Raw genomic sequence first — 26,551 nt, 5'->3', positions numbered from 1 at the left:
ACCTGACCGGCGTCACATCAGCGGAGCTTGACCCCAGATGTAAACGGCGAAGAACAGGAACAGCCAGACGACGTCAACGAAGTGCCAGTACCAGGCTGCCGCTTCGAACCCGACGTGTTTCTCAGGCGTAAAATCGCCTTTCAGGGCGCGGATCAAGCAGACCGACAGGAAGATGGTTCCAATGATGACGTGGAAACCGTGGAAGCCGGTTGCCATGAAGAAGTTCGAGTAGAACTGGTCATCGCCAAACTTCCAGCCTTCGTGGGCCAGCAACTCATAGTACTCAAAGCCCTGCAATGCAGTAAACGCGATACCCAGAACGATGCCAATGGCCAGGCCATTGATCAGTGCCTTGCGGTCATTGTCATGCACCAGAGCATGGTGTGCCCAAGTGATCGCACAACCCGACAGCAGCAGCACCAGAGTGTTGATAAGCGGTAGGTGGAACGGGTCAACCGCGTGAATGTCGGGCTGGATGTACTCGGTGCCAGCATAGTCGTACATCGGGTACATGCGATGCTTGAAGAACGACCAGAACCAGGCAAAGAAGAACATCACTTCGGACATCACGAACAGGATGAAGCCATAGCGCAGACCAATACGCACAACCGGCGTATGGTCGCCCTGACGGCTTTCGACCACCACTTCGGACCACCATGCGAACATGGTGTAAAGAACACCGATCAGTCCCATCCAGAAGATCCACGGAGTAACTCCGTGCATCCACAGAACAGCCCCGAACAACATCACAAAGCCAGATACCGCGCCGATCAGTGGCCAGATCGACGGGTTCAGAATGTGATAATCATGGTCTTTTGCGTGTGCCATCAGCGTCCCTCACCTACAGGCGTTAGTTCTTGTTTGTTTCTGCCTGCACGTCCAGGGCTGCATAGCCCTCGGGCAGGTCAATTTCATAGAATGTATACGACAGAGTAATCGTATGCACATACTTGGCTTCCAAATCTTCGACCATCTCTGGATCGACGAAGAAAGTCACCGGCATCTCAACCCGCTCTCCGGGTTGCAGAACCTGCTCTTCAAAGCAGAAACAGGCAATCTTCTGGAAATATCCACCGGCAGAATACGGGGCGACATTGTATGACGCCTGTCCCGCAATCGGGCGATCAGTTGGGTTATAGGCTTCGTAGAAGGCCAGCCCGGTCTCACCAATGCGGACTTCCATCTCGCGCTCGACCGGCTTGAATTCCCAGGCCATGTCTTTGGCTTTTGATGCGTCAAAACGCACGGTGACGGTGCGGTCCAGAATCTCGTCTGGTGCCACTTCGGCCACGCCGGTGGTCCCACCAAAGCCGGTGACCCGGCAAAACCAGTCATAAAACGGCACAGCTGCCCAAGCGAGGCTGCCCATCAGGACAACCACGCCAACCGTTTGTGCAACGGTTTTCTGAGGACCGGTCAACGCCATCAGTTCTGCACCTCTTGTGGTGCCATGTTGAAATCAGTGCCCGAGACCTTCACGATCGTCAGTCCAAAGATGATCACGATGAACGCGGCCAGTGTTAGGCCCACGCCCAGATTGCGGCTGAACCGACGCTGATGCAGCTCGTGGCTTTTGCGCAGGCTCATGACCAGCCTCCCAGCCCATAGGGTTTCAGCAGCGCCTCAGCCAGAATCGCGCCAAAATGCAGGAAGAGATACAGCAACGACAGCTTGAAGAAGCTGCGCTCGACTTTGAAATTGTCGGATGCGGCATCGTCTTCGTTTCGGCGGGAAATCTGCCAGGCGCCCCGCAGGAACAAGCCGTTCAGAACCAGTGCGACCACCAGATAGATCGGGCCTCCGATATCCGAGAACGCGGTGCCCACCGCCAGCACCGCAAGCAGTGCGGTATAGACCAGAATGTGCCAGCGTGTGGCGCGGCGGCCGTGCGTAACGGTCAGCATCGGCACGCCTGCGTCGTCATAGTCCGAGCGCATAAACAGCGCCAATGCCCAGAAATGCGGCGGCGTCCACATAAAGGTCAGGGCGAACATCAACCACGGCTCAAGCGTCATCGAACCTGTGGCCGCGACCCATCCGATCACCGGAGGGAACGCCCCTGCGGCACCACCGATCACGATATTCTGCGGTGTCGAACGCTTTAGCCACATCGTGTAGACGACGACATAGAAGAAGATGGTAAAGGCCAGAAACGTGCCGGCGAACCAGTTGGTTGCCAGACCCAGCATGATGACGGACAGGCCAGACAGAGCCAGTCCCAATGCCAATGCCTCGCCTTCCTCGACCTTGCCGGACGGGATCGGGCGGCCTTTGGTGCGCTTCATCACGCGGTCGATATCCGCGTCCCACCACATGTTCAGCGCGCCAGACGCACCGCCGCCGATCGCGATAAACAGGATGGCGCAGAATCCTACAAACGGATGTACTGGAACCGGGGCCGCAAGCAATCCAACCAAAGCCGTAAACACCACCAGCGACATCACGCGTGGCTTCAGCAGGGCAAAATAATCGCCAAAGCTGGCCTCGTCCGCGCGGGTCTGCGCGGAAACGGTGCTGGCATTGAAGCTTGCGTCGCTCATCTTTGGTCCTTTTCGGGGCAAAAGCTGCGCGAAACCCGCGCAGCCCGCACATGTTTACCTAGGCCTTAGTCGGCTTAGTTCGAGGCCACCTGATAGGAAACAGGCTTACCTGCGTACTCTTCCAGAGCGCCCTGCAACCACTGCTCGTAGGCCTCTTCGCTGACCACTTTGACAGTGATCGGCATATAAGCATGGTCCTTACCACACAGCTCTGAGCACTGGCCGAAATAGATGCCCTCTTTTTCTGCTTCGAACCACAGTTCGGCCAGACGCCCTGGCACCCCGTCTTGCTTTACGCCAAACGATGGGATGGTCCACGAGTGGATCACGTCAGACGCAGTAACCTGCATGACAATGATCTTACCAACTGGAACAACTACCGCCGTGTCCGTCGCTAGCAGCCACTCATCCTGGCTGTAGCCCGCATCGGCCAGCTTGGCGCGCATTGCGTCATCCAGCACAAATGGCGTTACATCTGCATCCGCAGGGCGCGCGCCCTCATCCAAAGTGGCCGGGTGGCCCAGCAAGTAGCTGTCGAATGCGAAATCGTGATCGACATATTCGTAAGTCCAGTACCACTGGTTACCCACGACCTTGATGGTGATGTCGCCCTCTGGGATCTCTTGTTGCTTGAACAGAACCGGCAGCGAGAATGCGCCAATGAAAACCAGAATTAGGATTGGCCCAAGGGTCCACGCTATCTCAACCGGGGTATAGTGGGAAAACCGCGCAGGCTCAGGATTCGCACGCCGATTGTATCGCACGATGCAGTAGAGCAGCAGACCGGCGACAAACAGGCAGATGACCGTGATGATCACCAGAATCATATTGTCGAGACTCTGAATTCCTTCGGCAAGACTGGTGGTCGCAGGCTGGAAACCAACGCCGCCTGCCACCGGCTTGCCAATAATCTCAAGCTCCTGAGCCATGGCGGGAAGGCTGGAGAGGGCTGTTGCAAGCCCGGAAAGCATCAAAGCATTCTTCATTTTCTGTCCTGATCGTTTGATCTTTACGTCTCTGGCGAAAAGGTGTGAATCGGTCGCACCTCTCCCGTTGTCTTTGGCCGCGTTAAAAACCATATTCCGTCGGGTAGATAAAGCAAAATGCTTGCGTCAAACAGACGCTATTTTTGATCTGGATCAAACCCGAAAGGTCGCAACCTATGTCTCAGGCCCCATTTCGCCCCTTTGAAAGCGTTCTTCCGAAGGACGAGGCGCTTGCTGTGCTGCAGGCCGCAACCAATGGCGCGGAGGACGGAGAGCTGTTTGTCGAGCGGCGAAAGTCCGAGTCACTGGTGTTCGATGACGGTCGTCTGCGGACGGCTTCCTACGATGCATCCGAGGGATTCGGCCTGCGTGCAGTGCAGGGTGAAGTTGCGGGGTACGCACACTCGACGGATGTTTCGATTCCCTCACTTAAACGAGCCGCCGAAACTGCACGGCTGGCAGTCGGTGATGGTGGTGGGACGCTCGCCGGACCGCCACAGGCCACCAACACACGGCTTTATACCGATGAGGACCCGATCGAATCCGCCAGTTTTCCGGTCAAGATCGAGACACTGCGCGAGATTGACGCCTTTGCCCGCGATCTGGACCCTCGGGTCGTGCAAGTCAGCGCCACGATTGCCGCCGCAGTGCAGGAGATCGAGATTCTGCGCCCCGACGGCGTGCGGGTGCGCGATGTGCGCCCGATGACCCGCCTGAACGTCTCGGTCATTGTAGAACAGAACGGACGGCGCGAAAGCGGCTCAGCCGGGGGCGGTGGGCGCGTGGGTCTGGATGGGCTGATTGATCCTGCCGATTGGCAAGATAAAGCGCGCGAATCGCTGCGGATCGCTCTGGTTAATCTGGATGCCATACCGGCCCCAGCGGGCGTGATGGAGGTCGCATTGGGGCCTGGCTGGCCCGGAATTCTATTGCACGAGGCCATTGGGCACGGTCTGGAAGGCGATTTCAACCGCAAGGGCAGCTCTGCCTTCGCCGGGCTGATGGGACAGCAGATCGCCTCAAAAGGCGTGACCGTCGTTGATGACGGCACGATAGCGGACCGTCGCGGCTCGATTTCGGTGGATGACGAAGGTACCCCCAGTTCGCGCACGGTCCTGATCGAAGACGGTATACTGACTGGATATATGCAGGACCGCCAAAACGCACGTCTGATGGGGGTTTCACCCACCGGCAACGGGCGGCGACAGAGCTATGCCCACAAACCCATGCCTCGTATGACCAATACGATCATGTTGGCCGGTGATTCAGACCCAGCCTCGCTGGTATCTGACATCAAGGACGGCATCTGGGCCGTCGGTTTTGGCGGCGGTCAGGTTGATATCACCAATGGCAAGTTCGTCTTTTCCTGCACCGAGGCCTATCGCGTCGAAAATGGTAAGATCGGTGCTCCGGTCAAAGGCGCGACACTCATTGGTGACGGTCCCTCGGCGCTAAAGCGTATTAGGGGCCTGGGGAACGATATGGCGCTTGATCCGGGTATGGGCACCTGCGGCAAGGACGGGCAATGGGTGCCGGTGGGAGTGGGGCAACCAACCGTCTTGATGGACGGACTGACGGTTGGCGGCTCTGCTGCTTGAGTCGAAATTCAGTGCGACGAATGAGGCGCAGGGTTAACGCTGCGCCTCATCGGTTGAAGAAGTTGCCGATCAACGGTAACTTGCGCAAAAAAAATCATGCAAATTTTTGCTTTATTTTCATATATATAGCGTGACATCTAATTTCAAAATCCGAATAATTCAGTTCTAATTATCCAAGATTTACAGGCTGTTAACCCGCTGCACCGTAAACCAGTTTTGCAATCAGGCGGAGCATCGGATGACCGAAGAGCAGCTTTCTTCCAACCACCCCCCACTCCCACCCACCACGGAAGAGGACCGGTTTTCGTGGCTCCGTCTGTTGCGTTCGCGCAAAGTTGGACCGGCGACGTTTCGGCGCCTGTTGCGCGAACATGGCTCGGCGCAGAATGCGCTGGCCGCGCTGCCGGAAATGGCGCGCGCAGCCGGAATTGAAGGGTACGAAATCTGCCCCCCCGGCGTGATCGAGGCGGAGCTCAAGGCCGCAAAAGCAGCCAAAGCGCGGCTTTTGTGCCTTGGGGCCGCTGACTATCCCGATGCGCTGATCGAAATTTCTGACACACCTCCAATGCTTTGGGCGATTGGTGATCCGACGATTCTGAATCGACAGGCGATCGCTATGGTCGGGGCACGGAACTGTTCTTCGCTGGGTGCCCGCATGGCACGGGCGTTGGCCTCTGAGTTGGGCAAGAAAGACTACGTCGTCGTCTCGGGACTGGCCCGCGGTATTGATACTTCAGCCCATATTGCCACTTTGGAGACAGGAACTGTGGCGGTGATGGCTGGTGGAGTCGATGTGATTTATCCAGCCGAGAATTCTGATCTGGCGCGCGACATCGCAAAAACCGGCCTGCGCCTGTCCGAGCAACCGATGGGCAGTACGCCACAGGCCCGGCATTTCCCGCGCCGCAATCGCATTATTTCAGGTCTGGCACAGGCTGTTGTCGTGGTCGAAGCTGCAGCCAAATCAGGCAGCCTGATCACCGCACGAGACGCGCTAGACCAGGGACGAGAGGTTCTGGCCGTCCCTGGGCACCCGTTCGACGCAAGGGCGGCGGGATGCAACCTGCTGATCCGGGACGGCGCGACATTGGTACGCTCCGCTGAAGATGTGATTGACGCATTGCCGACGCCGCAGCAGCAGATACTGCCCCAACAAATCCCGCCTATCGGACTGGAGACCGCACAATCCGAAAATGCCCCACGCGCACTACACGACGTGATTCTCAGTTGCCTTGGTCCATCTCCAATTGCCGAGGACCAGTTGATCCGGGATGTCGACGCATCCGCTGGCGAAATAGGCCCAGTGCTGGTCGATCTGGAACTTGATGGTAAGATTCAGCGGCAACCGGGCGGGCTTTTGGCCCTTAGCGCCTAATATCCGAAAAGCTGAGATTTTGGGACCAGCGACTGATTACACGGTGCAAACTGCCAGAATCGGCTTGAAAATCAGTGGCTTTGGGCGCGGAAAACGAACGCATTGACAATTCGATCTTGCCCCACACATTTTGCACGGTCATACAAAGCGCAAAATCCGTCGAGCGAGGATTCCCCTTAAATGCCCGTAGTTGTTGTAGAATCTCCGGCCAAAGCAAAAACGATCAATAAGTATCTTGGCCCCGACTACACTGTTTTGGCCTCATATGGCCACGTCCGTGACCTGCCGCCGAAGGATGGTTCGGTCGATCCCGAGCATGAATTTTCAATGAAATGGGAGGTGGGCAACGATAGCCGCAAGCATGTCAAAGCGATTGCCGACGCTCTCAAAGAAGACAATGCTTTGATCCTCGCAACTGACCCTGACCGCGAGGGCGAAGCGATCAGTTGGCACTTGCAAGAAGCGCTCACCAAGCGGCGTTCGATCAAGAAGGACACACCGGTCAGCCGAGTGACGTTCAACGCGATCACCAAGGACGCCGTGACCGAAGCGATGCAGAACCCGCGCGAGGTCGATATGCCTCTGGTCGAGGCCTATCTGGCCCGCCGCGCGCTGGACTATCTGGTGGGCTTCAACCTATCGCCGGTACTGTGGCGCAAATTGCCCGGGGCAAAGTCTGCCGGACGCGTACAATCGGTCTGCCTGCGCCTGATCGTGGAACGCGAGATGGAGATCGAGGCGTTCAAGCCTGTTGAATACTGGTCCGTAAGGGCCTTGTTCGAAACACCACGCGGCCAGACCTATGAAGCCCGTCTTGTTACTCTGGCCGGCAAAAAGCTCGACAAACACGATCTGACTAATGCCACGCAGGCCGAGCTGGCGGTGCAAGCCATCACCAGCCGCGCGCTAAGTGTCACCTCAGTCGAGGCCAAGCCTGCCGCACGTAACCCAAGTGCCCCGTTCATGACCTCAACCCTGCAGCAGGAAGCCAGTCGTAAATTCGGTATGGGCGCGCGCCACGCAATGCAGGTGGCGCAGCGGCTGTATGAGGCGGGCTACATTACCTATATGCGGACTGACGGTATCGACATGGCGCCCGAAGCTGTCGCCGCCACGCGTGATGCCATCTCGGATCGATATGGCCCCGAATATGTGCCGGACAGCCCGCGCATATATAAAAACAAGGCCAAGAACGCACAGGAAGCGCACGAATGTATCCGCCCGACGGATATGTCGCGTGATGCCAAAGCGCTGAAAGTGACGGATGAAGATCAGCGTAAACTGTACGACCTGATCTGGAAGCGCACCATTGCCTGTCAGATGGCTGCGGCACGACTGGAGCGCACGACGGTCGAGATTGGCAGTGACGACGGCCAGGTCGGCTTGCGCGCCACCGGCCAAGTCGTCTTGTTTGACGGTTTCATGCGTGTCTATGAAGAAGGCCGAGATGACGTTGTTGATGACGATGACAAGCGCCTGCCTCAGATCATGCAGGGCGATCCAGCGCGCTTTGCCAAGACATCATTGCGGGATCAGTTCATCAAGGCCACCAGCGACTCGGACAAAGCCGCGATTCTGTCCGACAACGAGGCCGTGCTCGCGCTGCAACACCACACTCAACCGCCGCCACGCTATACCGAGGCGACGCTTGTCAAGCGGATGGAAGAACTGGGGATCGGACGACCATCGACTTATGCTTCGATCGTCACCACGATTCAGGATCGGGAATATGTACGCAAAGACAAGAACCGCCTGATCCCCGAAGAAAAGGGGCGGATCGTCACGATCTTTCTGCTTAACTTCTTCCGCCAGTATGTGGGCTATGAGTTTACGGCCAACCTCGAGGAAGAGCTCGATGACGTCAGCGCTGGGGACCGTGACTACAAGGATCTGCTCGGTAAGTTCTGGCGAGATTTCTCGGCTGCAATTGGTGAGACTTCGGAACTGCGCATATCAGAAGTGTTGGACAAGCTGGATGAGGCGTTGGCGCCCCAGCTGTATCCCCCGCGAGAAGACGGATCCGATCCGCGTATTTGTCCGAAATGCGGCGTGGGCCAGTTGCACCTCAAAACGTCGCGTACCGGCGGATTCGTGGGCTGCGGCAATTACCCGGAATGTACCTATACCCGTCCGATCGCTGGCGAAGGTGCGGAAGGTGATGAACGTTTGCTAGGCGAGGATGCAGGCGATGAGATCTGGCTGAAATCCGGTCGGTTTGGGCCCTACGTCCAACGCGGGGAACCTACGCCCGAGAACAAGAAACCGCCTCGCGCTTCGCTGCCCCGCGGCTGGAACAAAGATGACATGGATCTGGAAAAGGCGCTGACTTTGTTGTCTTTGCCGCGCCAGATCGGCGAACATCCCGAGGGTGGCATGATCAGCTCGAATTTTGGACGGTTTGGCCCATATATCATGCACCAGCTGCCGGAGGAGGCCAAACCCGTCTACGTCAATGTCAAAGATCCAAATGACGTGTTTGAAATCGGCATGAACCGGGCGGTTGAAATGCTGGCCGAAAAACGGGCCAATCCGGGACGGCGCGGACAGGCTGCGAAACCGCTGAAAGAAGTGGGTGAACATCCGGATGGTGGCATGATGCAGATTCTGGACGGGCGTTACGGGCCTTACGTGAAATGGGAAAAGGTCAACGCGACCATCCCCAAAGATATCAAGCCCGAAGATGTAACGCAGGAAATGGCCATTGAACTGGTCAACGAGCGTGCGGCCAAGAAGGGTTCTAAGAAGAAGGCGGCGCCCAAGAAGAAAGCAGCTGCCAAGAAAACCACCAAAAAGGCAGGTTAGGTAGAAATACCACCTGCCCCTTGGATTCGTTGACTTCCCGGTGACGTGGCGGCACAACTCGGCCCAACACCATGTCATTGGGGGAGTTTTCCATGAAGAAAATCTATGCCAATGCCGAAGAGGCGCTCGATGGGGTGATCTCGGATGGCATGTTGATCGCGGCGGGCGGCTTTGGTCTGTGCGGTATCCCAGAGATGCTGCTTGAGGCGATCAAAGCGTCGGGCGCGAAGGATCTGACCTTTGCTTCGAACAACGCAGGCGTTGATGATTTCGGCATCGGCATCCTGCTGCAGACCAAGCAGGTCAAGAAAATGATCAGCTCATATGTCGGTGAAAACGCGGAGTTCATGCGACAGTATTTGAGCGGTGAGCTAGAGCTTGAATTCAACCCACAGGGCACATTGGCCGAACGGATGCGCGCCGGTGGTGCGGGCATCCCCGGGTTCTACACCAAAACGGGCGTGGGAACGGTGATCGCGGACGGAAAAGAGCACAAGGACTTCAACGGCGAGACCTATATCATGGAGGAAGGCATCTTCGCCGACCTCGCGATTGTAAAGGCTTGGAAAGCAGACGACACCGGAAACCTCGTGTTCCGCAAGACCGCCCGTAACTTCAACGTGCCCGCCGCAACCTGCGGTAAGATCTGTGTGGCTGAGGTTGAAGAAATCGTTCCGCGCGGCTCGCTAGACCCTGACAGCATCCACCTGCCCGGAATCTATGTGCACCGTATCATTCAAGGCAGCCACGAAAAGCGCATTGAACAGCGCACCACCCGCAAGAAGGAGGACGCATAATGCCCTGGGACCGTAATCAGATGGCCGCGCGCGCGGCTGAAGAGCTTGAAGACGGCATGTATGTGAACCTCGGCATCGGTATTCCGACGCTGGTGGCGAACTATGTGGGCGACAAGGATATCACCCTGCAGTCCGAAAACGGTATGCTGGGCATGGGCCCCTTCCCGTTTGAGGGCGAGGAAGACGCTGACCTGATCAACGCAGGCAAGCAGACGATCACCGAACTGTCCCGCACCTCTTACTTCGATAGCGCGACTTCGTTCGCCATGATCCGAGGCGGTAAGATTGCCGCTGCGATCCTGGGTGCGATGGAAGTCGACGAGAAAGGCGATCTGGCCAACTGGATGATTCCCGGCAAGCTGGTCAAAGGCATGGGCGGAGCGATGGATCTGGTGGCCGGTGTGGGCCGCGTTATCGTTGTGATGGACCACACCAATAAGCATGGTGATTCGAAAGTGCTGAAGGAATGTACTTTGCCACTAACCGGACAGGGCGTTGTGGATCGGATCATCACCAATCTGGGCGTCCTCGATGTGGTCGAAGGTGGCCTGAAGATCGTTGAACTTGCCGATGGTGTCAGCGATGCGGATATGAGGGCGGCGACCCAGGCAACGATTGTCAACTGACATCGCTCCTCCAAAAAGCAAAAGGCCCGCAATGATGCGGGCCTTTTTTTAATTGGCTGCCTGAAAGACGCAGGGGTCTGATACGAACTGCGGTGCTGACGTGCACAGCGCGCTTGCGACCTGAAACGCGGCAAGGACCTTGGGCACGTAATCTCTGGTTTCAGCATAAGGTGGCACACCGCTGTGTTTATGCACGGCCCCCTCGCCTGCATTATAACCCGCGAGAACGAGGATCGGGTCGTTATCGAATTCCTCCATCAGCCAATGAAGGTATTTGACCCCACCTTCTATGTTCTGTTCCGGTTTGAGGCTGTCTTCGACACCGAAGCGTTCGGCTGTGGCCGGCATGAGTTGCATCAACCCCTGAGCGCCGGCGGAACTAACGGCTTGTGTTTTCCCGGCCGATTCCACCGAGATTACCGCCAGCACAAGCGCAGGCGAGACATTTGTGCCCACAGTCGAGCGCAAGATGTCCACGCCGCGCGCGTCTGCGATATCCTGAAGCGTTTGAAGGCGCGGGGCCGCTACGTCGGTCGCAGACAATGCCTGAACAGCTTCTGCGAGCCTTCCTGCGCTTGCCTGTTGCAGTTCGGGTGAGATTCGGCTCCAGAAAGCCTCATAGGTCCCTACCGGCTCGGTCGTTCCTGCGATCTTCGGAGGATTCGACGGCGGAACGGGTGCAGGGGTCGTAACCTCGGGCACATCCAGCTTTGCCCCAGTGCTGGGTGCCGAAGGCGACGCCGCGTGTTGTTCTGGGGTAATTTGAATGGTCACACGCGGACGCGTGCCAGGTTTGGGGGCTTTGATACGCTTATAAACCCCGCGCGGCTCGATCTCAGTCGCGGATACCGAAATTGCACCCGTCAATAGGAATGCGACTGCACCTGCGCAAAACATTGCGTCCCGGAAATACATTTGCCTGCCTCGATTTCTTATCTTTTGAAGCATTTTGAACCCTATAACGGCCTGCAACGCCAGAAAAACAAAGCGAAATGGGGCAATTTCGCCTCATTTGCCGCTATTTTGCATCGCCCAATCCCCTATGCACGAAAAAAGGTGAAGTAATTTCTACTAATAATCAATATGTTACAAGAATTACGAATAAAATCTTAAGCATTTAGCCAAAAAATATTGGTTTGGCCCAATTCCTGCCACGCGCAAAGGTCAAACATAGACCCATGCCGAGACGATCGGGAGCGGACCGAGAGAGAATGCTCTGGAAGACGCCGAGGTTAATTGCTTATTTGATCCTTTAGGAGGGACGTAACATGATCAAGTTCATCAAGAACTTCCGCAAAGACGAAGACGGCGCCGTAACTGTAGACTGGGTCGTTCTGACCGCAGCTGTTGTTGCTCTGGCAGCCATCGCTTACAATCAGGTTAGTAGCGGTGCCAGCACACTGGCGGGCAACATCGACAGCGCGCTGTCCGGTATTACCGTTACTACGCCAAACACCAACTAATTAGCATCACACTCTGGTGTGTAATGTGGGGGCCATGTCTTATCAAAAGACGTGGCCCCTTTTGCAAAAGTTCCTTACCTCGGTAACGTACAATGTTTAGCACAATCAAAATTTTTATTAGCGAAGAAGACGGCGCTGTTACGGTAGATTGGGTTGTACTAACGGCCGCGATCGTAGGCATTGCCGGGATGATGTACGTGCTCCTGAACGAAGGCATCCAAAGTGTCGACGAGCAAACCGGGCAAGCCCTCTCGTCGATTCAGGTCCAGCAAATTAGTTTTGACTAAACCAATATACTGGCTTCCTTGACGGATCTTGATACTGCTCCGAAAAATGTGGGGATTGTCCCATTTTTGGACACAATTACCTCCTAGGGTAGCCGCTGAACCATCGCGACAAAGTTAGCCGCGAGACTTACTTGAACGAAACATGACGAGGGACAAATGCGAGCTGTTTTTGGACTTGTTCTTATCATCGGGATCGCCTTGGCCGGTGGTGCTGTCTATATGGCACGCGAATATATTACCGAGAATCAGGCTAAACTTGCGCAGGAGCGAAAACTGCGTGAAGAGGCTTTGGCAAATGCTAAAGCAGGCGTTGTGCCAACAGTCGGAGTCCTGGTCTCCAACCGGTCTCTTAAGTATGGCGAGCGGCTGAACCAGGACGATATCCGCGTTGTCCAGTGGCCTGAAACCGCAATCCCCGAGGGTGCATTCATCGATGCTGCGGTATTGTTCCCCGATATCAAGAATAACGAGCGATATGTGCTTCGGTCGATGGAAAAAGACGAAGCCATCATGGAGGTCAAAGTTACCAATCCGGGCGAAACAGCGGGCTTGAGGTCGCAGTTGCCCAAGGGCATGCGTGCCTTTGCAATCAGCGTCGATGTGGCCTCTGGCGTTTCGGGCTTCTTGCGCCCTGGTGACACAGTGGACGTCTATTGGACCGGATCGCTGCGCGGTACTACTGATGCTGGACGCGGCGAGATTACCCGACTGGTTCTGACAAATATTGAACTGGTCGCAGTTGACCAGATTGCGGGTTCAGATGTCACAGGGACCACGATTGCCCGCACTGTGACCGTAGCGGCGACCTCACAACAAATTGCGGCTTTGGCACAGGCACAAAACACCGGCCGTATGTCTCTGGCGCTAGTGGGCGCGCAGGATGATGAAGTCGCCGAAGTGGTTGAAGTAGACCAGCAATCACTATTGGGAATTCAAGAACGAGCACCCGCACCGGTAGTGGTTGAAAAGAAGGTTTGTACAATCCGAACCCGTCGTGGCGGCGAAACTGTCGAGACACCAATTCCCTGTACAAACTAACGAAAATTCAAACCGTTAACGACCCACAGACCGCGCATTTTGCGCGGTCTTTTTCATGGTGTTGTTGCGAGAAACCCACATAAGGAAAATTCCAGAAACCATTGATTATTGCAATAAATCCGGAATTGGCGCAGGGTTCAGATCATAGGGCATTAGACCCATAAAAAATCGAGTGGTGATCGGAGAGGCAGGTCACATGACAATACGTTCCTGGATCAGCGCAACCCTGCTGGGGTTGTCGCTTGTTGTGAGCCCAATCGGCGATGCCGCGTGGGCCCAAAATCTTCGCGTGGTGAAAAAGGGGACAGCTGAATCGCTGGATGTTCCTGTTAACCGCGCAATTGTGGTGGAGAGTGAACAACCCTTTGCCGATATCAGCATTGCCAACGCAGGCATTGCAGACATTTCTACTCTGTCCGACCGGACAATATATGTATTGGGTCGCGCACCCGGCATAACCACGCTGACGATGTTCGATGGCGGTGGAAATCTGATCACTAACGTGCGTGTGCGCGTTTCGCCTGATGTCTCTGAGTTCAAAGAGCGGCTGCGTCAGATTCTGCCAAATGAGCCGATCGAAGTACGGACCGCAAATGACGGTATTGTTCTATCCGGTACGGTATCAAGCAGTGCAAGACTGGCACGTGCTCTTGAACTCGCCGAGCGCTACGCGCCTGAGCGTGTATCGAACTTGATGAATGTTGGTGGCGTACAGCAAGTCATGCTGAAAGTGCGATTCGCCGAAATGAACCGTTCGGTAGCGAAGAACCTGTCGGCATCTCTGGGCTTTGGCGGTGGAGACGCGACCGGCGGCTTCAACAGCTTGAACAACCAAGCAGCACTTAACAACGCGTTGGCGAATAACATCCCGTTCGTGCAAACCAATACGGGTGCTATCTTGTTTGGGTTCGGCGCAGGCTCGACGCAAGTTCGTCTGCTACTGGAAGCGCTTGAAACCAAAGGCTTAGTCCGCAGTTTGGCCGAACCAAACCTTTCGGCACTATCCGGACAAGAGGCTGAATTTTTGGCCGGTGGCGAAGTGCCGATCCCTGTTCCGCAAGGTGACGGCGTGGTTGCGATCGAGTATCGGGCCTTCGGCGTTCAGCTCTTGTTCGTTCCTCGTGTCGTGGACGGCGACCGCATCAATCTGGAAATGGGCGCATCCGTATCGTCAATCGATCAGAGTTCCGATTTCACGATCAACGGCGACAACGTCCCGAGCTTCATCTCGCGTACCACACGCACGACGATCGAGTTGAATGATGGTGAAAGCTTTGCGATTGCTGGTTTGATCCAGGATGACTTCACAGATCTGAACAGTCAGGTTCCGTGGTTGGGTGATGTGCCGGTTCTGGGCGCTCTTTTCCGCAGCGCTCAATATCAGCGCGAACAAAGCGAGCTGATCATTATTGTGACCGCACATCTGGTTTCACCTACTCGTGGTGAGGCGCTTGCCCTGCCAACTGACCGGGTCAAACCACCCAGCGAGTTCGATCTGTTCGTGAATGGCAAAGTCGCCCGGACTGAACGAGCCGGAAGCGGTGCTGCATCGGAAGTGGCCAAGCAGGACTTTGGCGCCTCCTATGGCTATGTTCTGGATTGATAGGAGGATAGGACCAATGGAAAAGTGGATCTTGACACTGGGCCTTTCGGTTGCTGTCGCTGGCTGTACTCGCGAAGCTGGGTATGAAATCGATCAGGGCACTTTCGGAAACGCGACGCTGAATAACATTCAGGTAATGAATGGCGAGTTGACGTATGGCCAGATCCTGGCTCAGAGATTCGCCGCAGAGGTTCCGACGCAGATCAACTTTGCGTTTGATAGCGCACAGTTGGATGCATCAGCGCAGAAGATTCTGCTGCAGCAAGCCGCATGGATCAAACAGTTCCCCGAAGCGCGGTTCCGTGTTTACGGTCACACCGACGCTGTAGGTTCAACTGCTTATAACAACCGTCTGGGGCAACGCCGTGCCAATGCGGCGGTGGCATTCCTGACGCGGCAAGGGATCTCGCGATCACGACTGGAAGCGGTTGTTTCGTTTGGGAAATCCCGCCCTCTTGTGGCGACTCCGGATCGGGATCGTCGTAACCGTAGGACGGTTACCGAGGTTTCAGGATTTGTTGATAGTCACAAGAATATCCTAGATGGGAAATACGCTGACGTTATCTACCGCGAGTATATCTCAAGCGCGACCCCGGTCAGCTTCATCCAAATCGGCGAAGGCGATTCCGGTGAATAATAATACCTAAGAAATGGGCGGCATTGTCGCCCATTTCCCTACAATTGGTTCTTTTGCGCCCAATTCTCGCCCCACTTCCAAGCAACATTGTGAACAATAGGGTGACCTGCGGCCAAAATTGACCGCATCGGGCGACAGCAAGCTAGAACTGACCTTTCACGCGTTCATCAGGTTTGCTCAGCCCTCTCGACGAGGATTGTGTTTATGACGAGCGCGACGCCGCAAGATGAAAACGACGCCATTCTGGCCTGCACGATTAGCCGTGATGTCCAGAATTTCGATCTGTTGATCGAAGATATGGAAGCCGCGCTAGGAGAACGCTGGGGGGATCTGGGGTTTGCCGAGGCGCTCGCGTTCTTTAGCCAGCCCGAAGCTGAATCGCTTCAGTTTGTTGCCCTGGCGCTGGATGGTGATGACGAAGACAACCTGACCATGATGGGTGAAATCATCACGCGTGCCAAGGAAAAGGGCATAAAAGTTGTTTTGATCGCAGAAGATGTGACTCCGGCTTCCCTGCATCAGCTTTTGCGTAAGGGCGCTGATGAGTTTGTCCCCTACCCGCTTCCCGAAAACGAACTTCAGGAAGCGATTGACCGGATGAACAAGCCCGACCCGGTCACAGCACCACAAGCCGCAGCAGTGCCGCTGGCCAATGGTGCGTCGAAAGAGGGCGCGCTGTTCGTGGTCCAGGGGCTCGCAGGCGGGGTCGGCTCTACAACGATGGCCGTAAACCTTGCGTGGGAACTGGCTACAGTTTCAGCCAAGGAAGCACCCAAAGTGTGCCTGATTGATCTGGATCTTCAATATGGAAGCGTTTCTACGTTTTTGGACCTTCCGCGCCACGAGGCCGTATTCGAAATGCTCTCGGACACTGATTCCATGGATGAGGAATCCTTCGGGCAAGCCCTGCAAACATTCGAAGACAAGCTGCAGGTCCTAACCGCTCCGTCCGATATGGTTCCACTGGATATTATCAACCCTGAGGATATCCAGCGAGTGATCGATACAGCACGCAGCCACTTCGACTACGTCGTGATCGACATGCCCAAAACACTGGTTCACTGGTCTGAAACGGTGCTGCAGGCGGCGCACGTCTATTTTGCTTTGATCGAACTTGATATGCGGTCGGCTCAGAATGCGTTGCGCCTGAAACGGGCTTTGCAAGCCGAAGAACTGCCTTTTAACAAGTTGCGGTTTGCCATGAACAGGGCACCGAAATTCACCGACCTCAACGGAAAAGGCCGGGTCAAACGTATGGGCGAAAGCCTGGGAATTTCGATCGACTTGCTTCTACCTGATGGTGGCAAGGCAGTCATGCAAAGCGGTGATCACGGCCTGCCATTGGCAAACTCGGCGGCCAAGAATCCGCTACGTCGCGAGATCGCCAAACTTGCTCAGTCGCTTCATAGCCTAGGCAGCAGCGACGCTGAAGCCGCATAATTCAAAAGGGAGCTGCCGTGTTTTCAAGATATAAGAAACAGCCTTCGGCGCAGCCGGTTCAAACCCCGGCGCCTGAAAAAGCTGAGGCCGCAACGCCAGCCGCGGCGGCGGCCTCGACCAATGTCGTACGCAAGCCGGTGCAAAAAAAGGCGGCGGAGGTCACCGTCAACGACAAAGAGCGCAAGCGCAAAGAGCGTTTGGGTGAGATCAAGCTGGAACTGCACCGTGAACTGCTTGAAAACCTAAACCTTGCGGCGCTTGAGAAAGCAGCAGAGGCCGAGTTACGGGCTGAGATCAGTGCAATTTCAAGCGAAGTTCTGGAATCGCGCAATATTGTCTTGAACCGTGAGGACCGCACTCAGCTCAACAAGGAACTTTATGATGAAGTCACCGGCCTGGGGCCGCTGGAAACCTTGCTGCAGGACGATACGGTCAACGATATTCTGGTAAACGGCCCTCAGCAGATTTTCGTCGAGCGAGCGGGCAAACTGGAAATCAGCGACATCACTTTCAAGGATGAAAAGCACCTGATGCGGATCATCGACAAGATCGTGTCTGCTGTTGGCCGTCGTGTCGATGAATCCAACCCTTACGTTGACGCCCGTTTGGCAGACGGCTCGCGTTTCAACGCAATGGTGCCGCCGATTGCAGTTGATGGCTCGCTGGTTTCGATTCGTAAGTTCAAGAAGGACAAGCTGGGCATTGACGATCTTGTCAATTTTGGCGCCTTCACGGAAGAAATGGCCGCCTATTTGCAGGCCGCGGTTTCAACACGCCTGAATATCATCGTTTCGGGTGGTACGGGTTCCGGTAAGACGACAACGCTCAACGCGCTTTCCAGCTTTATCGACGACGCCGAACGCATCCTAACCATCGAGGATACGGCGGAACTTCAGCTACAACAGACCCATGTGGGCCGGATGGAAAGCCGCCCGCCCAACGTGGAAGGCAAAGGTGAGGTCAGCCCGCGCGACTGTCTAAAAAACGCCCTACGTATGCGCCCCGACCGCATCATCGTGGGCGAGACGCGTGGTGCCGAGGTGATCGACATGTTGCAGGCCATGAACACAGGCCACGACGGATCAATGACCACCATCCACGCCAACTCTGCCCGCGACGGTATCTCACGTCTTGAGAACATGATCGCGATGGCTGGGATCGAAATGCCGATCAAAGCCGTCCGTAGCCAGATCTCATCGGCTGTGAACCTGATTGTTCAAGCCAGTCGTCTACAGGACGGTTCACGTCGCATGACTTCCATCACTGAGATTACCGGGATGGAAGGTGACGTGATTTCCTTACAGGAACTCTTTAAATTTCAACGCGTTGGCTTGACCCCTGATAACAAGATCATCGGCCATTTCACTGCGACAGGCGTTCGGAGCAACTTTTCAGAGCGGTTCCGCCTGTGGGGTTTCGATCTACCCGCTTCGATCTACGACCCGACCACGATGTAGGAGAACCAAGATATGCAACTGCCTGTCGAGGCGCTCATCTATGTCGTGATTTTCGTCGGGGTTTTTGCCCTGGTCGAAGGTATCTATCTTGTCGCCTTTGGAAAATCGATCAGTCTGAACAGCCGTGTCAATCGCAGGCTTGATATGATCGACAAGGGTGTCGGTCGCGAACAAGTGCTGGAACAGCTGCGCAAGGAAATGCAGCAGCATATGAAGTCGCAGAGCATCCCACTCTATTCGCTTCTGGCAGACAAAGCCCAAAAAGCCGCAATCGCCTTCTCACCCAGACAGCTGATTATGATCATGGCGCTGGTTTCTGGTTTGGTCTTCATGGCCCTCAGCGTGGCCACGGCGACCGAAATAACACTGCGGATCGCGCTTTCGGGTGCCATCGGTATTGGTGCTGTCTATACTTGGGTCAGCAACAAGGCCAAGAAACGAATGGCTTTGATCGAAGAACAATTACCGGATGCGGTTGAACTGATGGTGCGATCGCTTCGGGTCGGTAACCCGTTTGTTTCATCGATCCAGATCGTTGCCAGCGAAGTGGAGGACCCACTTGCGACGGAATTTGGCATCATCTCGGATGAATCTGCTTATGGCCGGGAAGTGGGTGAAGCGCTTAAGGACATGGCAGAACGGCTGGATATGCAGGATTTGCGCTTCCTAGCCGTGGCGGTTTCCATTCAGCAGCAGTCGGGGGGTAACCTTGCTGATATTCTCGCCGGCCTTGCGAAAGTGATCCGGGCCCGGTTCCGCTTGTTCCGTCGGGTGAATGCGATTACCGCTGAGGCAAAATGGTCAGGAAAGTTCCTGTCCGGCTTCCCTCTTGCATGCCTCATGTTCATTCTGGTCAAGGATCCGCACTATTACGATTCGGTGATGGATCATCCGCTTTTTATTCCAGCCTGTTTCTTTGTTGGCATCATGCTGACATTGAACCTGATCGTCATGAAAATCCTGACTGATATTAAGGTTTAGAGGTGCCGCCATGGAAATTCTGAGCCAGATCAATGAGCTGCTGAAAACTCATTTAGGCGAATTTGGCCCGCTGATTGTCGTTGGTATTCTGGGTTTGTTTATGATCCTGATCACCGTCCCTTTGATGCTGAATCAGCCTGAGGATCCACTTAAGAAGCTACAACGTTCAAACGCGGCGCCTAAGAAAAGTAAGAAAGAAAAGAAAGAACGCCTGAGAAACGCCAGCCGCAACGAGCAGCTTGAAAAATTTGCCAATTTCCTCGAACCCAAGGACGAGGAAGAATATTCGGCCGTTCAGCTCAAGCTGCGCCAAGCGGGCTATCAGTCAAAAGATGCCGTCCGATTCTATCATTTTTCGCAGTTTGCGTTGGGGATTGTCGGAATTCTGATCGGTATCTCACTGGTCACGGTTTTCGCAGGTGATCAGGAGTTTGACTCTACTCAACTCCTAATTCGCGTTTTGGGGCCTGGACTGGTCGGATACTTCATACCCAAGTACTGGATCACACGACGCGTAGAGGAACGGAAGGAGGCCATCGTCAACGGTTTCCCGGACACGCTTGACCTGATGCTTGTTTGCGTCGAAGCCGGCCAATCGCTTGATCAAGCCATCGTTCGGGTCGCAGCGGAAATGAAAGCCTCCTATCCCGACATTGCGCTTGAATTTGAAGTCGTCGCCTATGAAATGAAGGCTGGTAAAGAAAAGGATACGGTCCTGCGCGATTTTGCCACCCGTTGCGGAGTTCAGGACGTTAGCGCATTTGTGACTGTTATGATCCAGTCAGCCACCTTTGGTACTTCGATCGCGGAAGCTCTGCGGGTTTACGCCGACGAAATGCGCGACAAGCGCGTTATGCGCGCCGAAGAAGCCGCGAACAAGTTGCCAACCAAAATGACACTCGCCACAATGATGCTGACCGTCCCCCCCCTTCTGGTCATTCTTGTTGGCCCTTCGGCAAAAGGTATCATGGAGTTTGGAAGCCAATAACGCTCACCTTCTGCGTGATAAGGTTCTCAAGCCTTTCGGTTTGCACCTGCGTCATCTCTTTAGGGCCGCCATGGTTATTGCCATGGTGGCCTCTTGCACTGAAACGCGTTCTCCGGATGATCCATTTGCGCCTGGGATTGACCCCGATGGCCCGGCTGTGGATGAAATCGCTATCGGCAATCGCCTGATGGCGGCAGGCGAATACGAGCTTGCGATGGAATCCTTCACCCGGGCGGCGCTGACAGAGGGAATGACACCCGAGATCCTGACTTCGCTCGGCACCGCCAATTTGGGCTTACGCCGGATCGGACAAGCCGAACCCCTGCTACGCCGAGCAGTGGAGGATGATCCCGATTGGCCGGTCGCCTGGAATAATCTTGGCGTATTCCTGATGGAGACGGGCGAATACGCCGAAGCAGCACAGGTTTTCCGGCGTGCTTTTGCGTTAGACAATGGCGAAAGTGACGCAATCCGTGACAATTTGCGGTTAGCACTCGCAAAAATGGAAAATCCTGCTAATAATACCCCACAAGAACAAGAATTTGAGCTGGAGCAGCGCGGCGACGGGCAATTCGTTCTGCGCAAAAACCCAGCAATAGAGGCAGAGCAGTAAAGGACGCAAAAATGCGCCATCCCTTTTTGATTCCGACGATGCTTGCGTGCGGGCTGGTTTTGACCGCTTGCGCAAAAGAAACCGAAGAGGAAAAAGTCGAACGTACATTTCAGGAAGTAAACGTTATTGACGAGACCAACCTGAACGACGTGATGCTGAATGCAGCTGATCCAAACGAAGCCGTCACTTATTTTCAGGGTGCGGCCGCCAAGAACCCGGACCGGATCGATCTTCAGCGTGGTCTTGCGATTACCCTGACCCGCGCCAAGCGCAGCACCGAAGCGTCAGCGGCATGGAAACGTGTGCTCGGGATGAAAGGTGCAAACAACGCCGACCGGGTTGAATATGCAGATGCGCAAGTGCGTAGCGGAAATTGGGACGGTGCAAAGGCAACACTCGACAAAATCCCACCCACTTATGAGACGTTCAAGCGCTATCGGCTTGAGGCGCTGGTGGCAGACTCCAGAAAAGACTGGAAACGCTCAGACCATTATTATGAAACCGCAGTTGGCCTGACTACGCGACCGGCGGGTGTCATGAATAACTGGGGCTACTCCAAAATGGCACGCGGGCAATATGCCGAAGCTGAACGTCTGTTCACCGAAGCCATTCAACAGGACAACGCGCTATTTACCGCGAAGAACAATCTGGTTCTGGCGCGCAGTGCACAAGGCAATTACAGCGTTCCGGTTGTCCCGATGTCTCAGACCGAACGGGCGATGTTGCTGAATACGATGGCTATTTCGGCAGTTAAACAAGGCGATGTAAACCTCGCCAAGAACCTGTATCGCGAGGCAATCGCCACGCATCCCCAGCATTATGACGAAGCCGTTCGTTCGCTTCGGGCACTCGAGGACGCCTGATCCATGCACATACCAGCGGCAGCGGCAGCGTGGTTCTTACCATTTGTCCTGCCGATCTGTTTCTACGTTGCCTTCACCGATATGCGTGAGATGCGGATCAAGAACCATGCGGTCATGGCACTGTTGGTGGTTTTTCTCGTTGTCGGCCTTTTCGTTTTGCCGCCATGGTCGGGCGAATGGCTACCCGGCACTTTTGGTCCGGTCACTGTCAAGCTGCCTTTATACGCCTGGCAGCTGCTTCACATAGTCGTTGTTCTGATCGTCGGCATCGTATTGAACGCTGCTGGAATTATGGGAGCTGGTGACGCCAAATTCTGCGCTGCCGCCGCTGCTTTTGTCTGGGCCAGTGATTTCATGTGGGTATTCATAATTCTGTCTGCCACGCTGCTAGGGGCTTTTTGTTCCCACCGGTTAGCGAAACACACCCGACTGCGCCAGATAGCTCCGCATTGGGACAGTTGGGATCGCGGTAAACAGTTTCCAATGGGTCTGACGCTTGCAGGTAGCCTCGTGGCTTACCTGATTTTGGGCATAATCCACGGTTCGTGAACAATCATGACCGCGCCTTGCCCGCGCCTTGGTCCTGCCACAAAGACGCGTCAAATTTTCCCTAAACGGCCCTGCATGGGGCCTTTGGTGTGATAATAGACAGACGAGTCCCGCTTATGAACATGCAGACGTCCTCCGTTATGGCCCCCCCTGCCCCTAAGGGGTTGGCTGAAATGCAGCTTCCGCTGGTGATGATGCGTGACATTCTGCTGAAAACGATCTTTCGCAAGAACGTGGATACGGTAAGTGAGGTTGCCGCGGCGGTATGCCTGCCCGGCTCGGTGACGCAGGAACTGATCGATATCGCACGGGAACAGAAACTGATGGAGGCGACAGGCACACTGAACGCCAACTCGGGCAACGAGATGGGGTATCAGTTAACCGATTCAGGAAAGGCCCGTGCCTTAGACGCGCTTAGCCAATCGGAGTATTTCGGCGCGATGCCGGTGCCACTGGACGTCTATCGCGAACAGGTTAAGCGTCAGTCGATCCGCAATATTCAGGTCACCCGTGATCAATTGACTGGTGCTATGGGTCATCTGGTTCTACCCGACAGCCTGCTGGATCACTTGGGCCCTGCTGTCAGCGCCGGTCGGTCGATCCTGATGTATGGCCCTCCGGGCAATGGTAAGTCCTCAATCTCGAACGGAATTCGGGACGCGCTGGGTGACAATGTCTATGTCCCGCGCGCCATCGAATATTCGGGGCAGGTGATCACCGTATACGATCCGATTGTTCACACCGCGATTGAACAGGAAGAGGACGATCCCAACAGTTTGCGCCGCCGGAAACGGTTCGATACGCGTTATGTGCAATGCGAGCGCCCGACCGTGGTAACCGGCGGTGAACTGTCGCTAAGCATGTTGGACCTCGTTTACAACCCCACTGCCCGGACCTATCAGGCACCGCTGCAGTTGAAATCGACCGGAGGCATTTTCATCGTGGACGACCTTGGGCGTCAGGCCGAACCCCCTCAGGCCCTGATCAACCGCTGGATCGTTCCGCTGGAAGAAAGCAAGGATATCCTTGGCCTGCAATCAGGTGAGAAGTTCGAAGTACCATTCGATACTCTGGTCATCTTTTCAACCAACTTCCATCCGAATGAAATCTTTGACCAAGCAGCTCTGCGCCGGATCTTCTTCAAGATCAAGATTGATGGTCCGAACCAAGAGAACTTCCTCAAGATCTTTGCGATGGTCGCCCGCAAGCGCGGGATGCCTCTGGACGAAGCCGCTCTGGTACATTTGCTGAAGGTCAAATACCCGACGATCCAGAACATCTACGCGAATTATCAACCGATCTTCCTGATCGACCAGATGATCTCGATCTGCGAATTCGAAGGCATCCCCTATCAGATGAGCCCCGACTTGATCGACCGTGCCTGGGCGAACATGTTCGTCAAGGAAGAAAAGATCGTTCACTAACCCCCTGTCCTTCTGAACCCGGGCGGTTAATCTGCGGCCATGACGCAGATTCCCGCCCGGATTAGCGATTGGTTTGCCGCAAAAGGCTGGTCGATCCACCCGCATCAACAAGACATGTTCGACCAGGCACAGGAGCCGGCGACGCTGTTGATTGCCCCGACAGGCGGGGGCAAGACGATGGCCGGGTTCATGCCGTCCCTGTCCGAACTGGCCGACGGCGCGCATGATGGGCTGCATACGATCTATGTCTCACCACTCAAGGCGCTGGCCGCTGATATCCGCCGCAATCTGCGTGCCCCGGTGGAAGAGATCGGCTTGCCTATACGGATCGAAGACCGCACTGGCGATACGTCGGCCACGCAAAAGAAACGCCAGCGTGTTGATCCTCCACATATCCTACTGACAACACCAGAAAGCTTGGCGTTACTCACCTCCTACGAAGACGCGCCGCGTATGTTTGCGGGAGTCCAGCGCATCATCGTTGATGAGATTCACGCTTTGGCGGAAAGCAAGCGGGGCGATCAATTGATGCTTGCACTGGCACAGTTGCAAGCGCTCTGCCCCGATTTGCGCCGTGTCGGCCTGTCTGCGACTGTGGAAGACCCAGAAGGCATTGCGCAGTTTCTGGCGCGGCATCCTGATCCATGCAGAATAATTCAGGCCGATCCCGGCCCAGATCCCGATATCGCGATGCTTGAAACCAAAGAAATGCCCCCCTGGTCTGGTGGAGGCGCCGCCTATGCCATTCCGGCGGTGCTGGAGCAGGTTCGGCAGCATAAAACCACACTGATCTTCCACAACACGCGCGCTCAGGCCGAAATATTCTTTCATAATCTCTGGCTGGCAAATGATAAAAGTCTGCCAATCGGTATCCATCACGGCAGTCTGGACCGGCAGCAACGCGAAAGGGTTGAGGGCGCAATGGTACGCGGTGATCTGCGGGCCATTGTCTGCACGGGCAGCCTCGATCTGGGAATCGACTGGGGGGATGTGGATCTGGTGATCCAAATTGGCGCGCCAAAGAACGTCAAACGGCTGGTGCAGCGGATCGGACGGGCAAACCATCGTTATAATGCCCCATCGAAGGCGCTGTTGGTACCTGCCAACCGGTTTGAAGTGGTCGAATGTGTGGCCGCACTGCATGCGGTGCAAGAACATGACCTGGACGGTGATCCTCGCGGCGCGGGCCCTCGGGATGTGCTCTGTCAGCATATCCTGATCGCCGCTGCAGCCGGACCGTTCGAGGCCGATGCGCTCTACACCGCGCTGACCTCGGCGGGGCCCTATGCCGGCCTCAGCAGACCCGAATTTGATGCCTGTCTGGATTTCTGCGCCACCGGCGGGTACGCCCTGCGCGCCTATGACCGCTGGCAGCGGTTGCAGCAGCGATCAGATGGGCGCTGGCAATTGCGTGATCCACGAGCAGCGCAGCGTATCCGGATGAATCTGGGCACAATTCAGGACACTGACACGCTGAAGGTACGGTTGAAACGAAATCGCGGTGGCAAGCCACTTGGCGAGGTGGAAGAAGGGTTTGCTGCCTCGCTCACCCCCGGTGACACATTTCTGATCGGCGGCCAGATCGTCCGTTACGAAGGGCTGCGTGAAATGGTGGTTGAGGTCAGCCGCCGTGCCGATAAGAAACCCAAGATCGCAACCTTCTCTGGCACAAAATTCGCCACATCTACGCAGCTTAGCGACCGCATTCTGCGTATGTTCGCGCAATCTGACTGGCCACACTTGCCCGCCCACACCGCCGATTGGCTGGCGTTGCAACGCGAGGTCTCGCGCCTACCGCAGCGCGATCGACTATTGATCGAAAGCTTCCCCGACAATGGGCGTGAACATATCTGTGTCTATGGCTTTGCAGGCCGAAATGCGCAGCAGACCCTGGGCTTGTTACTAACCAAACGTATGGAAGAGACCGGCCTTGCCCCACTGGGCTTTGTCGCTACCGACTATGCCACCTTGATCTGGGGCCTGGATGCGGTAACCGATCCACGCCCATTGTTTCAGATTGATGCGCTGCGCGAAGGGCTGGAAACGTGGTTGGCAGGCAATGCCGTGATGAAGCGCACGTTCCGCGCCTCGGCCACAATCGCAGGTCTGATCGAACGCAATACCGGAGGGCAGCGCAAAAGCGGACGGCAAGCGACGTTTTCGTCAGACATCTTGTATGACACTCTGCTGAAATACGACCCCGACCATCTTTTGATGCAGATCACCCGCGAAGAAGCAATGCGCGGATTGGTTGATTTCGGGCGGATCGAAGCGATGGTCGCGCGGATCAATGGCCGCATCGATCTTCGGCGGCTGGATCGCGTTTCTCCATTGGCTGCGCCGCTCTTTCTGGAAATGGGAAAAGTGCCAGTCAAAGGTGATGCAGAAGAACGCCTTCTGGCCGAAGAGAGTGCCCGCTTGCTGCAAGCTGCAGGCATACAATCTCCGTGAATCCTCTTGCGCCGTCCGTCGAAACAGGCAAAG

25 protein-coding genes are annotated in these 26,551 nt (G+C 55.5%); 19 read left to right on the top strand and 6 right to left on the bottom strand.

Annotated features, from left to right (window positions below; translation table 11 throughout):
- Nucleotides 1-12: 12 nt before the first annotated feature.
- From ACR3EJ_RS08650 to coxB, 5 genes are all read right to left on the bottom strand, one after another.
- A complete protein-coding gene (locus ACR3EJ_RS08650) occupies nucleotides 13-828 on the bottom strand; it encodes a cytochrome c oxidase subunit 3 (RefSeq protein ID WP_170541585.1) in 816 nt (271 codons plus the stop codon).
- 22 nt (nucleotides 829-850) lie between these two features.
- Nucleotides 851-1,426 (bottom strand): cytochrome c oxidase assembly protein, encoded by a 576-nt coding sequence (locus tag ACR3EJ_RS08645; RefSeq protein WP_170541589.1) that lies wholly within the window; start codon nucleotides 1,424-1,426, stop codon nucleotides 851-853.
- Nucleotides 1,426-1,587 (bottom strand): hypothetical protein, encoded by a 162-nt coding sequence (locus ACR3EJ_RS08640; protein WP_010441671.1) that lies wholly within the window; start codon nucleotides 1,585-1,587, stop codon nucleotides 1,426-1,428. Before ACR3EJ_RS08640 ends, ACR3EJ_RS08645 begins: the two co-directional genes overlap by 1 nt.
- Complete coding sequence (cyoE, locus tag ACR3EJ_RS08635; protein ID WP_170541590.1) at nucleotides 1,584-2,540, bottom strand: heme o synthase; 957 nt, start codon at nucleotides 2,538-2,540, stop codon at nucleotides 1,584-1,586. The genes ACR3EJ_RS08640 and cyoE overlap by 4 nt, the downstream gene beginning before the upstream one ends.
- A 74-nt stretch (nucleotides 2,541-2,614) precedes the next feature.
- Entirely contained in the window at nucleotides 2,615-3,526 is a 912-nt protein-coding gene (gene coxB / locus ACR3EJ_RS08630) for a cytochrome c oxidase subunit II (RefSeq protein ID WP_170541594.1), read from the bottom strand.
- Nucleotides 3,527-3,702: 176 nt separating this feature from the next.
- Between coxB and tldD the strand changes: the two genes are divergently transcribed.
- The 5 genes from tldD (at nucleotide 3,703) to ACR3EJ_RS08605 (ending at nucleotide 10,724) form a co-directional block, all read left to right on the top strand.
- Nucleotides 3,703-5,124: a metalloprotease TldD gene (tldD, locus tag ACR3EJ_RS08625; protein ID WP_170541597.1), complete on the top strand. Its 1,422-nt coding sequence runs from the start codon at nucleotides 3,703-3,705 to the stop codon at nucleotides 5,122-5,124.
- Nucleotides 5,125-5,362: 238 nt separating this feature from the next.
- Nucleotides 5,363-6,499: a DNA-processing protein DprA gene (gene dprA, locus ACR3EJ_RS08620; RefSeq protein ID WP_170541600.1), complete on the top strand. Its 1,137-nt coding sequence runs from the start codon at nucleotides 5,363-5,365 to the stop codon at nucleotides 6,497-6,499.
- 180 nt (nucleotides 6,500-6,679) lie between these two features.
- Nucleotides 6,680-9,301, top strand: a complete 2,622-nt coding sequence (gene topA, locus ACR3EJ_RS08615) for a type I DNA topoisomerase (protein WP_170541603.1) — start codon at nucleotides 6,680-6,682, stop codon at nucleotides 9,299-9,301.
- A gap of 92 nt (nucleotides 9,302-9,393) precedes the next feature.
- Nucleotides 9,394-10,098, top strand: coding sequence for a CoA transferase subunit A (locus tag ACR3EJ_RS08610; protein WP_010441665.1), 705 nt, complete (start codon nucleotides 9,394-9,396; stop codon nucleotides 10,096-10,098).
- Nucleotides 10,098-10,724 (top strand): 3-oxoacid CoA-transferase subunit B, encoded by a 627-nt coding sequence (locus tag ACR3EJ_RS08605; RefSeq protein WP_170541606.1) that lies wholly within the window; start codon nucleotides 10,098-10,100, stop codon nucleotides 10,722-10,724. The genes ACR3EJ_RS08610 and ACR3EJ_RS08605 overlap by 1 nt, the downstream gene beginning before the upstream one ends.
- Before the next feature lie 48 nt (nucleotides 10,725-10,772).
- Here ACR3EJ_RS08605 and ACR3EJ_RS08600 read toward each other — a convergent pair whose 3' ends face one another.
- Nucleotides 10,773-11,639 (bottom strand): lytic transglycosylase domain-containing protein, encoded by an 867-nt coding sequence (locus ACR3EJ_RS08600; protein WP_010441663.1) that lies wholly within the window; start codon nucleotides 11,637-11,639, stop codon nucleotides 10,773-10,775.
- 353 nt (nucleotides 11,640-11,992) lie between these two features.
- On the opposite strand from ACR3EJ_RS08600, the gene ACR3EJ_RS08595 reads away from it, so the two are divergent.
- The 14 genes from ACR3EJ_RS08595 to ACR3EJ_RS08530 all read left to right on the top strand — a co-directional run bounded on the left by ACR3EJ_RS08595 (nucleotide 11,993) and on the right by ACR3EJ_RS08530 (nucleotide 26,518).
- Nucleotides 11,993-12,187 carry a hypothetical protein gene (locus tag ACR3EJ_RS08595; protein WP_010441661.1) on the top strand — a complete coding sequence of 65 codons (195 nt, stop codon included), beginning with the start codon at nucleotides 11,993-11,995 and terminating at the stop codon, nucleotides 12,185-12,187.
- 92 nt (nucleotides 12,188-12,279) lie between these two features.
- On the top strand, nucleotides 12,280-12,474 hold the full coding sequence (locus tag ACR3EJ_RS08590) for a hypothetical protein (RefSeq protein WP_170541609.1): 195 nt from the start codon (nucleotides 12,280-12,282) through the stop codon (nucleotides 12,472-12,474).
- Between the two features lie 156 nt (nucleotides 12,475-12,630).
- The gene (cpaB, locus tag ACR3EJ_RS08585) at nucleotides 12,631-13,512 is read left to right on the top strand and encodes a Flp pilus assembly protein CpaB (RefSeq protein WP_170541612.1); all 882 of its coding nucleotides are present in this window, start codon (nucleotides 12,631-12,633) and stop codon (nucleotides 13,510-13,512) included.
- A gap of 196 nt (nucleotides 13,513-13,708) precedes the next feature.
- On the top strand, nucleotides 13,709-15,115 hold the full coding sequence (locus tag ACR3EJ_RS08580) for a type II and III secretion system protein family protein (RefSeq protein ID WP_170473290.1): 1,407 nt from the start codon (nucleotides 13,709-13,711) through the stop codon (nucleotides 15,113-15,115).
- Nucleotides 15,116-15,131: 16 nt separating this feature from the next.
- The gene (locus ACR3EJ_RS08575) at nucleotides 15,132-15,752 is read left to right on the top strand and encodes an OmpA family protein (protein ID WP_170541615.1); all 621 of its coding nucleotides are present in this window, start codon (nucleotides 15,132-15,134) and stop codon (nucleotides 15,750-15,752) included.
- Between the two features lie 204 nt (nucleotides 15,753-15,956).
- The gene (locus ACR3EJ_RS08570; RefSeq protein WP_170541618.1) at nucleotides 15,957-17,192 is read left to right on the top strand and encodes an AAA family ATPase; all 1,236 of its coding nucleotides are present in this window, start codon (nucleotides 15,957-15,959) and stop codon (nucleotides 17,190-17,192) included.
- 17 nt (nucleotides 17,193-17,209) lie between these two features.
- Nucleotides 17,210-18,649, top strand: coding sequence for a TadA family conjugal transfer-associated ATPase (locus ACR3EJ_RS08565; protein ID WP_010441655.1), 1,440 nt, complete (start codon nucleotides 17,210-17,212; stop codon nucleotides 18,647-18,649).
- Nucleotides 18,650-18,661: 12 nt separating this feature from the next.
- Nucleotides 18,662-19,630: a type II secretion system F family protein gene (locus ACR3EJ_RS08560; RefSeq protein WP_170541621.1), complete on the top strand. Its 969-nt coding sequence runs from the start codon at nucleotides 18,662-18,664 to the stop codon at nucleotides 19,628-19,630.
- A 10-nt stretch (nucleotides 19,631-19,640) separates the two neighbouring features.
- Entirely contained in the window at nucleotides 19,641-20,618 is a 978-nt protein-coding gene (locus ACR3EJ_RS08555; protein ID WP_010441653.1) for a type II secretion system F family protein, read from the top strand.
- Between the two features lie 70 nt (nucleotides 20,619-20,688).
- Complete coding sequence (locus ACR3EJ_RS08550; RefSeq protein WP_170541624.1) at nucleotides 20,689-21,231, top strand: tetratricopeptide repeat protein; 543 nt, start codon at nucleotides 20,689-20,691, stop codon at nucleotides 21,229-21,231.
- Between the two features lie 11 nt (nucleotides 21,232-21,242).
- Nucleotides 21,243-22,094 (top strand): tetratricopeptide repeat protein, encoded by an 852-nt coding sequence (locus ACR3EJ_RS08545; RefSeq protein WP_170541627.1) that lies wholly within the window; start codon nucleotides 21,243-21,245, stop codon nucleotides 22,092-22,094.
- A 3-nt stretch (nucleotides 22,095-22,097) separates the two neighbouring features.
- Nucleotides 22,098-22,643, top strand: coding sequence for a prepilin peptidase (locus ACR3EJ_RS08540; RefSeq protein ID WP_170473313.1), 546 nt, complete (start codon nucleotides 22,098-22,100; stop codon nucleotides 22,641-22,643).
- Nucleotides 22,644-22,759: 116 nt separating this feature from the next.
- Nucleotides 22,760-24,067, top strand: coding sequence for an ATPase (locus ACR3EJ_RS08535; protein WP_170541630.1), 1,308 nt, complete (start codon nucleotides 22,760-22,762; stop codon nucleotides 24,065-24,067).
- A 39-nt stretch (nucleotides 24,068-24,106) separates the two neighbouring features.
- Complete coding sequence (locus ACR3EJ_RS08530) at nucleotides 24,107-26,518, top strand: ligase-associated DNA damage response DEXH box helicase (protein ID WP_170541633.1); 2,412 nt, start codon at nucleotides 24,107-24,109, stop codon at nucleotides 26,516-26,518.
- Nucleotides 26,519-26,551 lie beyond the last annotated feature (33 nt).

The sequence above is a fragment of the Ruegeria sp. AB11 genome (genome assembly GCF_056536325.1).
The sequence above is the reverse complement of the archived record's forward strand: the minus strand, read 5'-3'. Positions and strand labels throughout refer to the sequence as shown.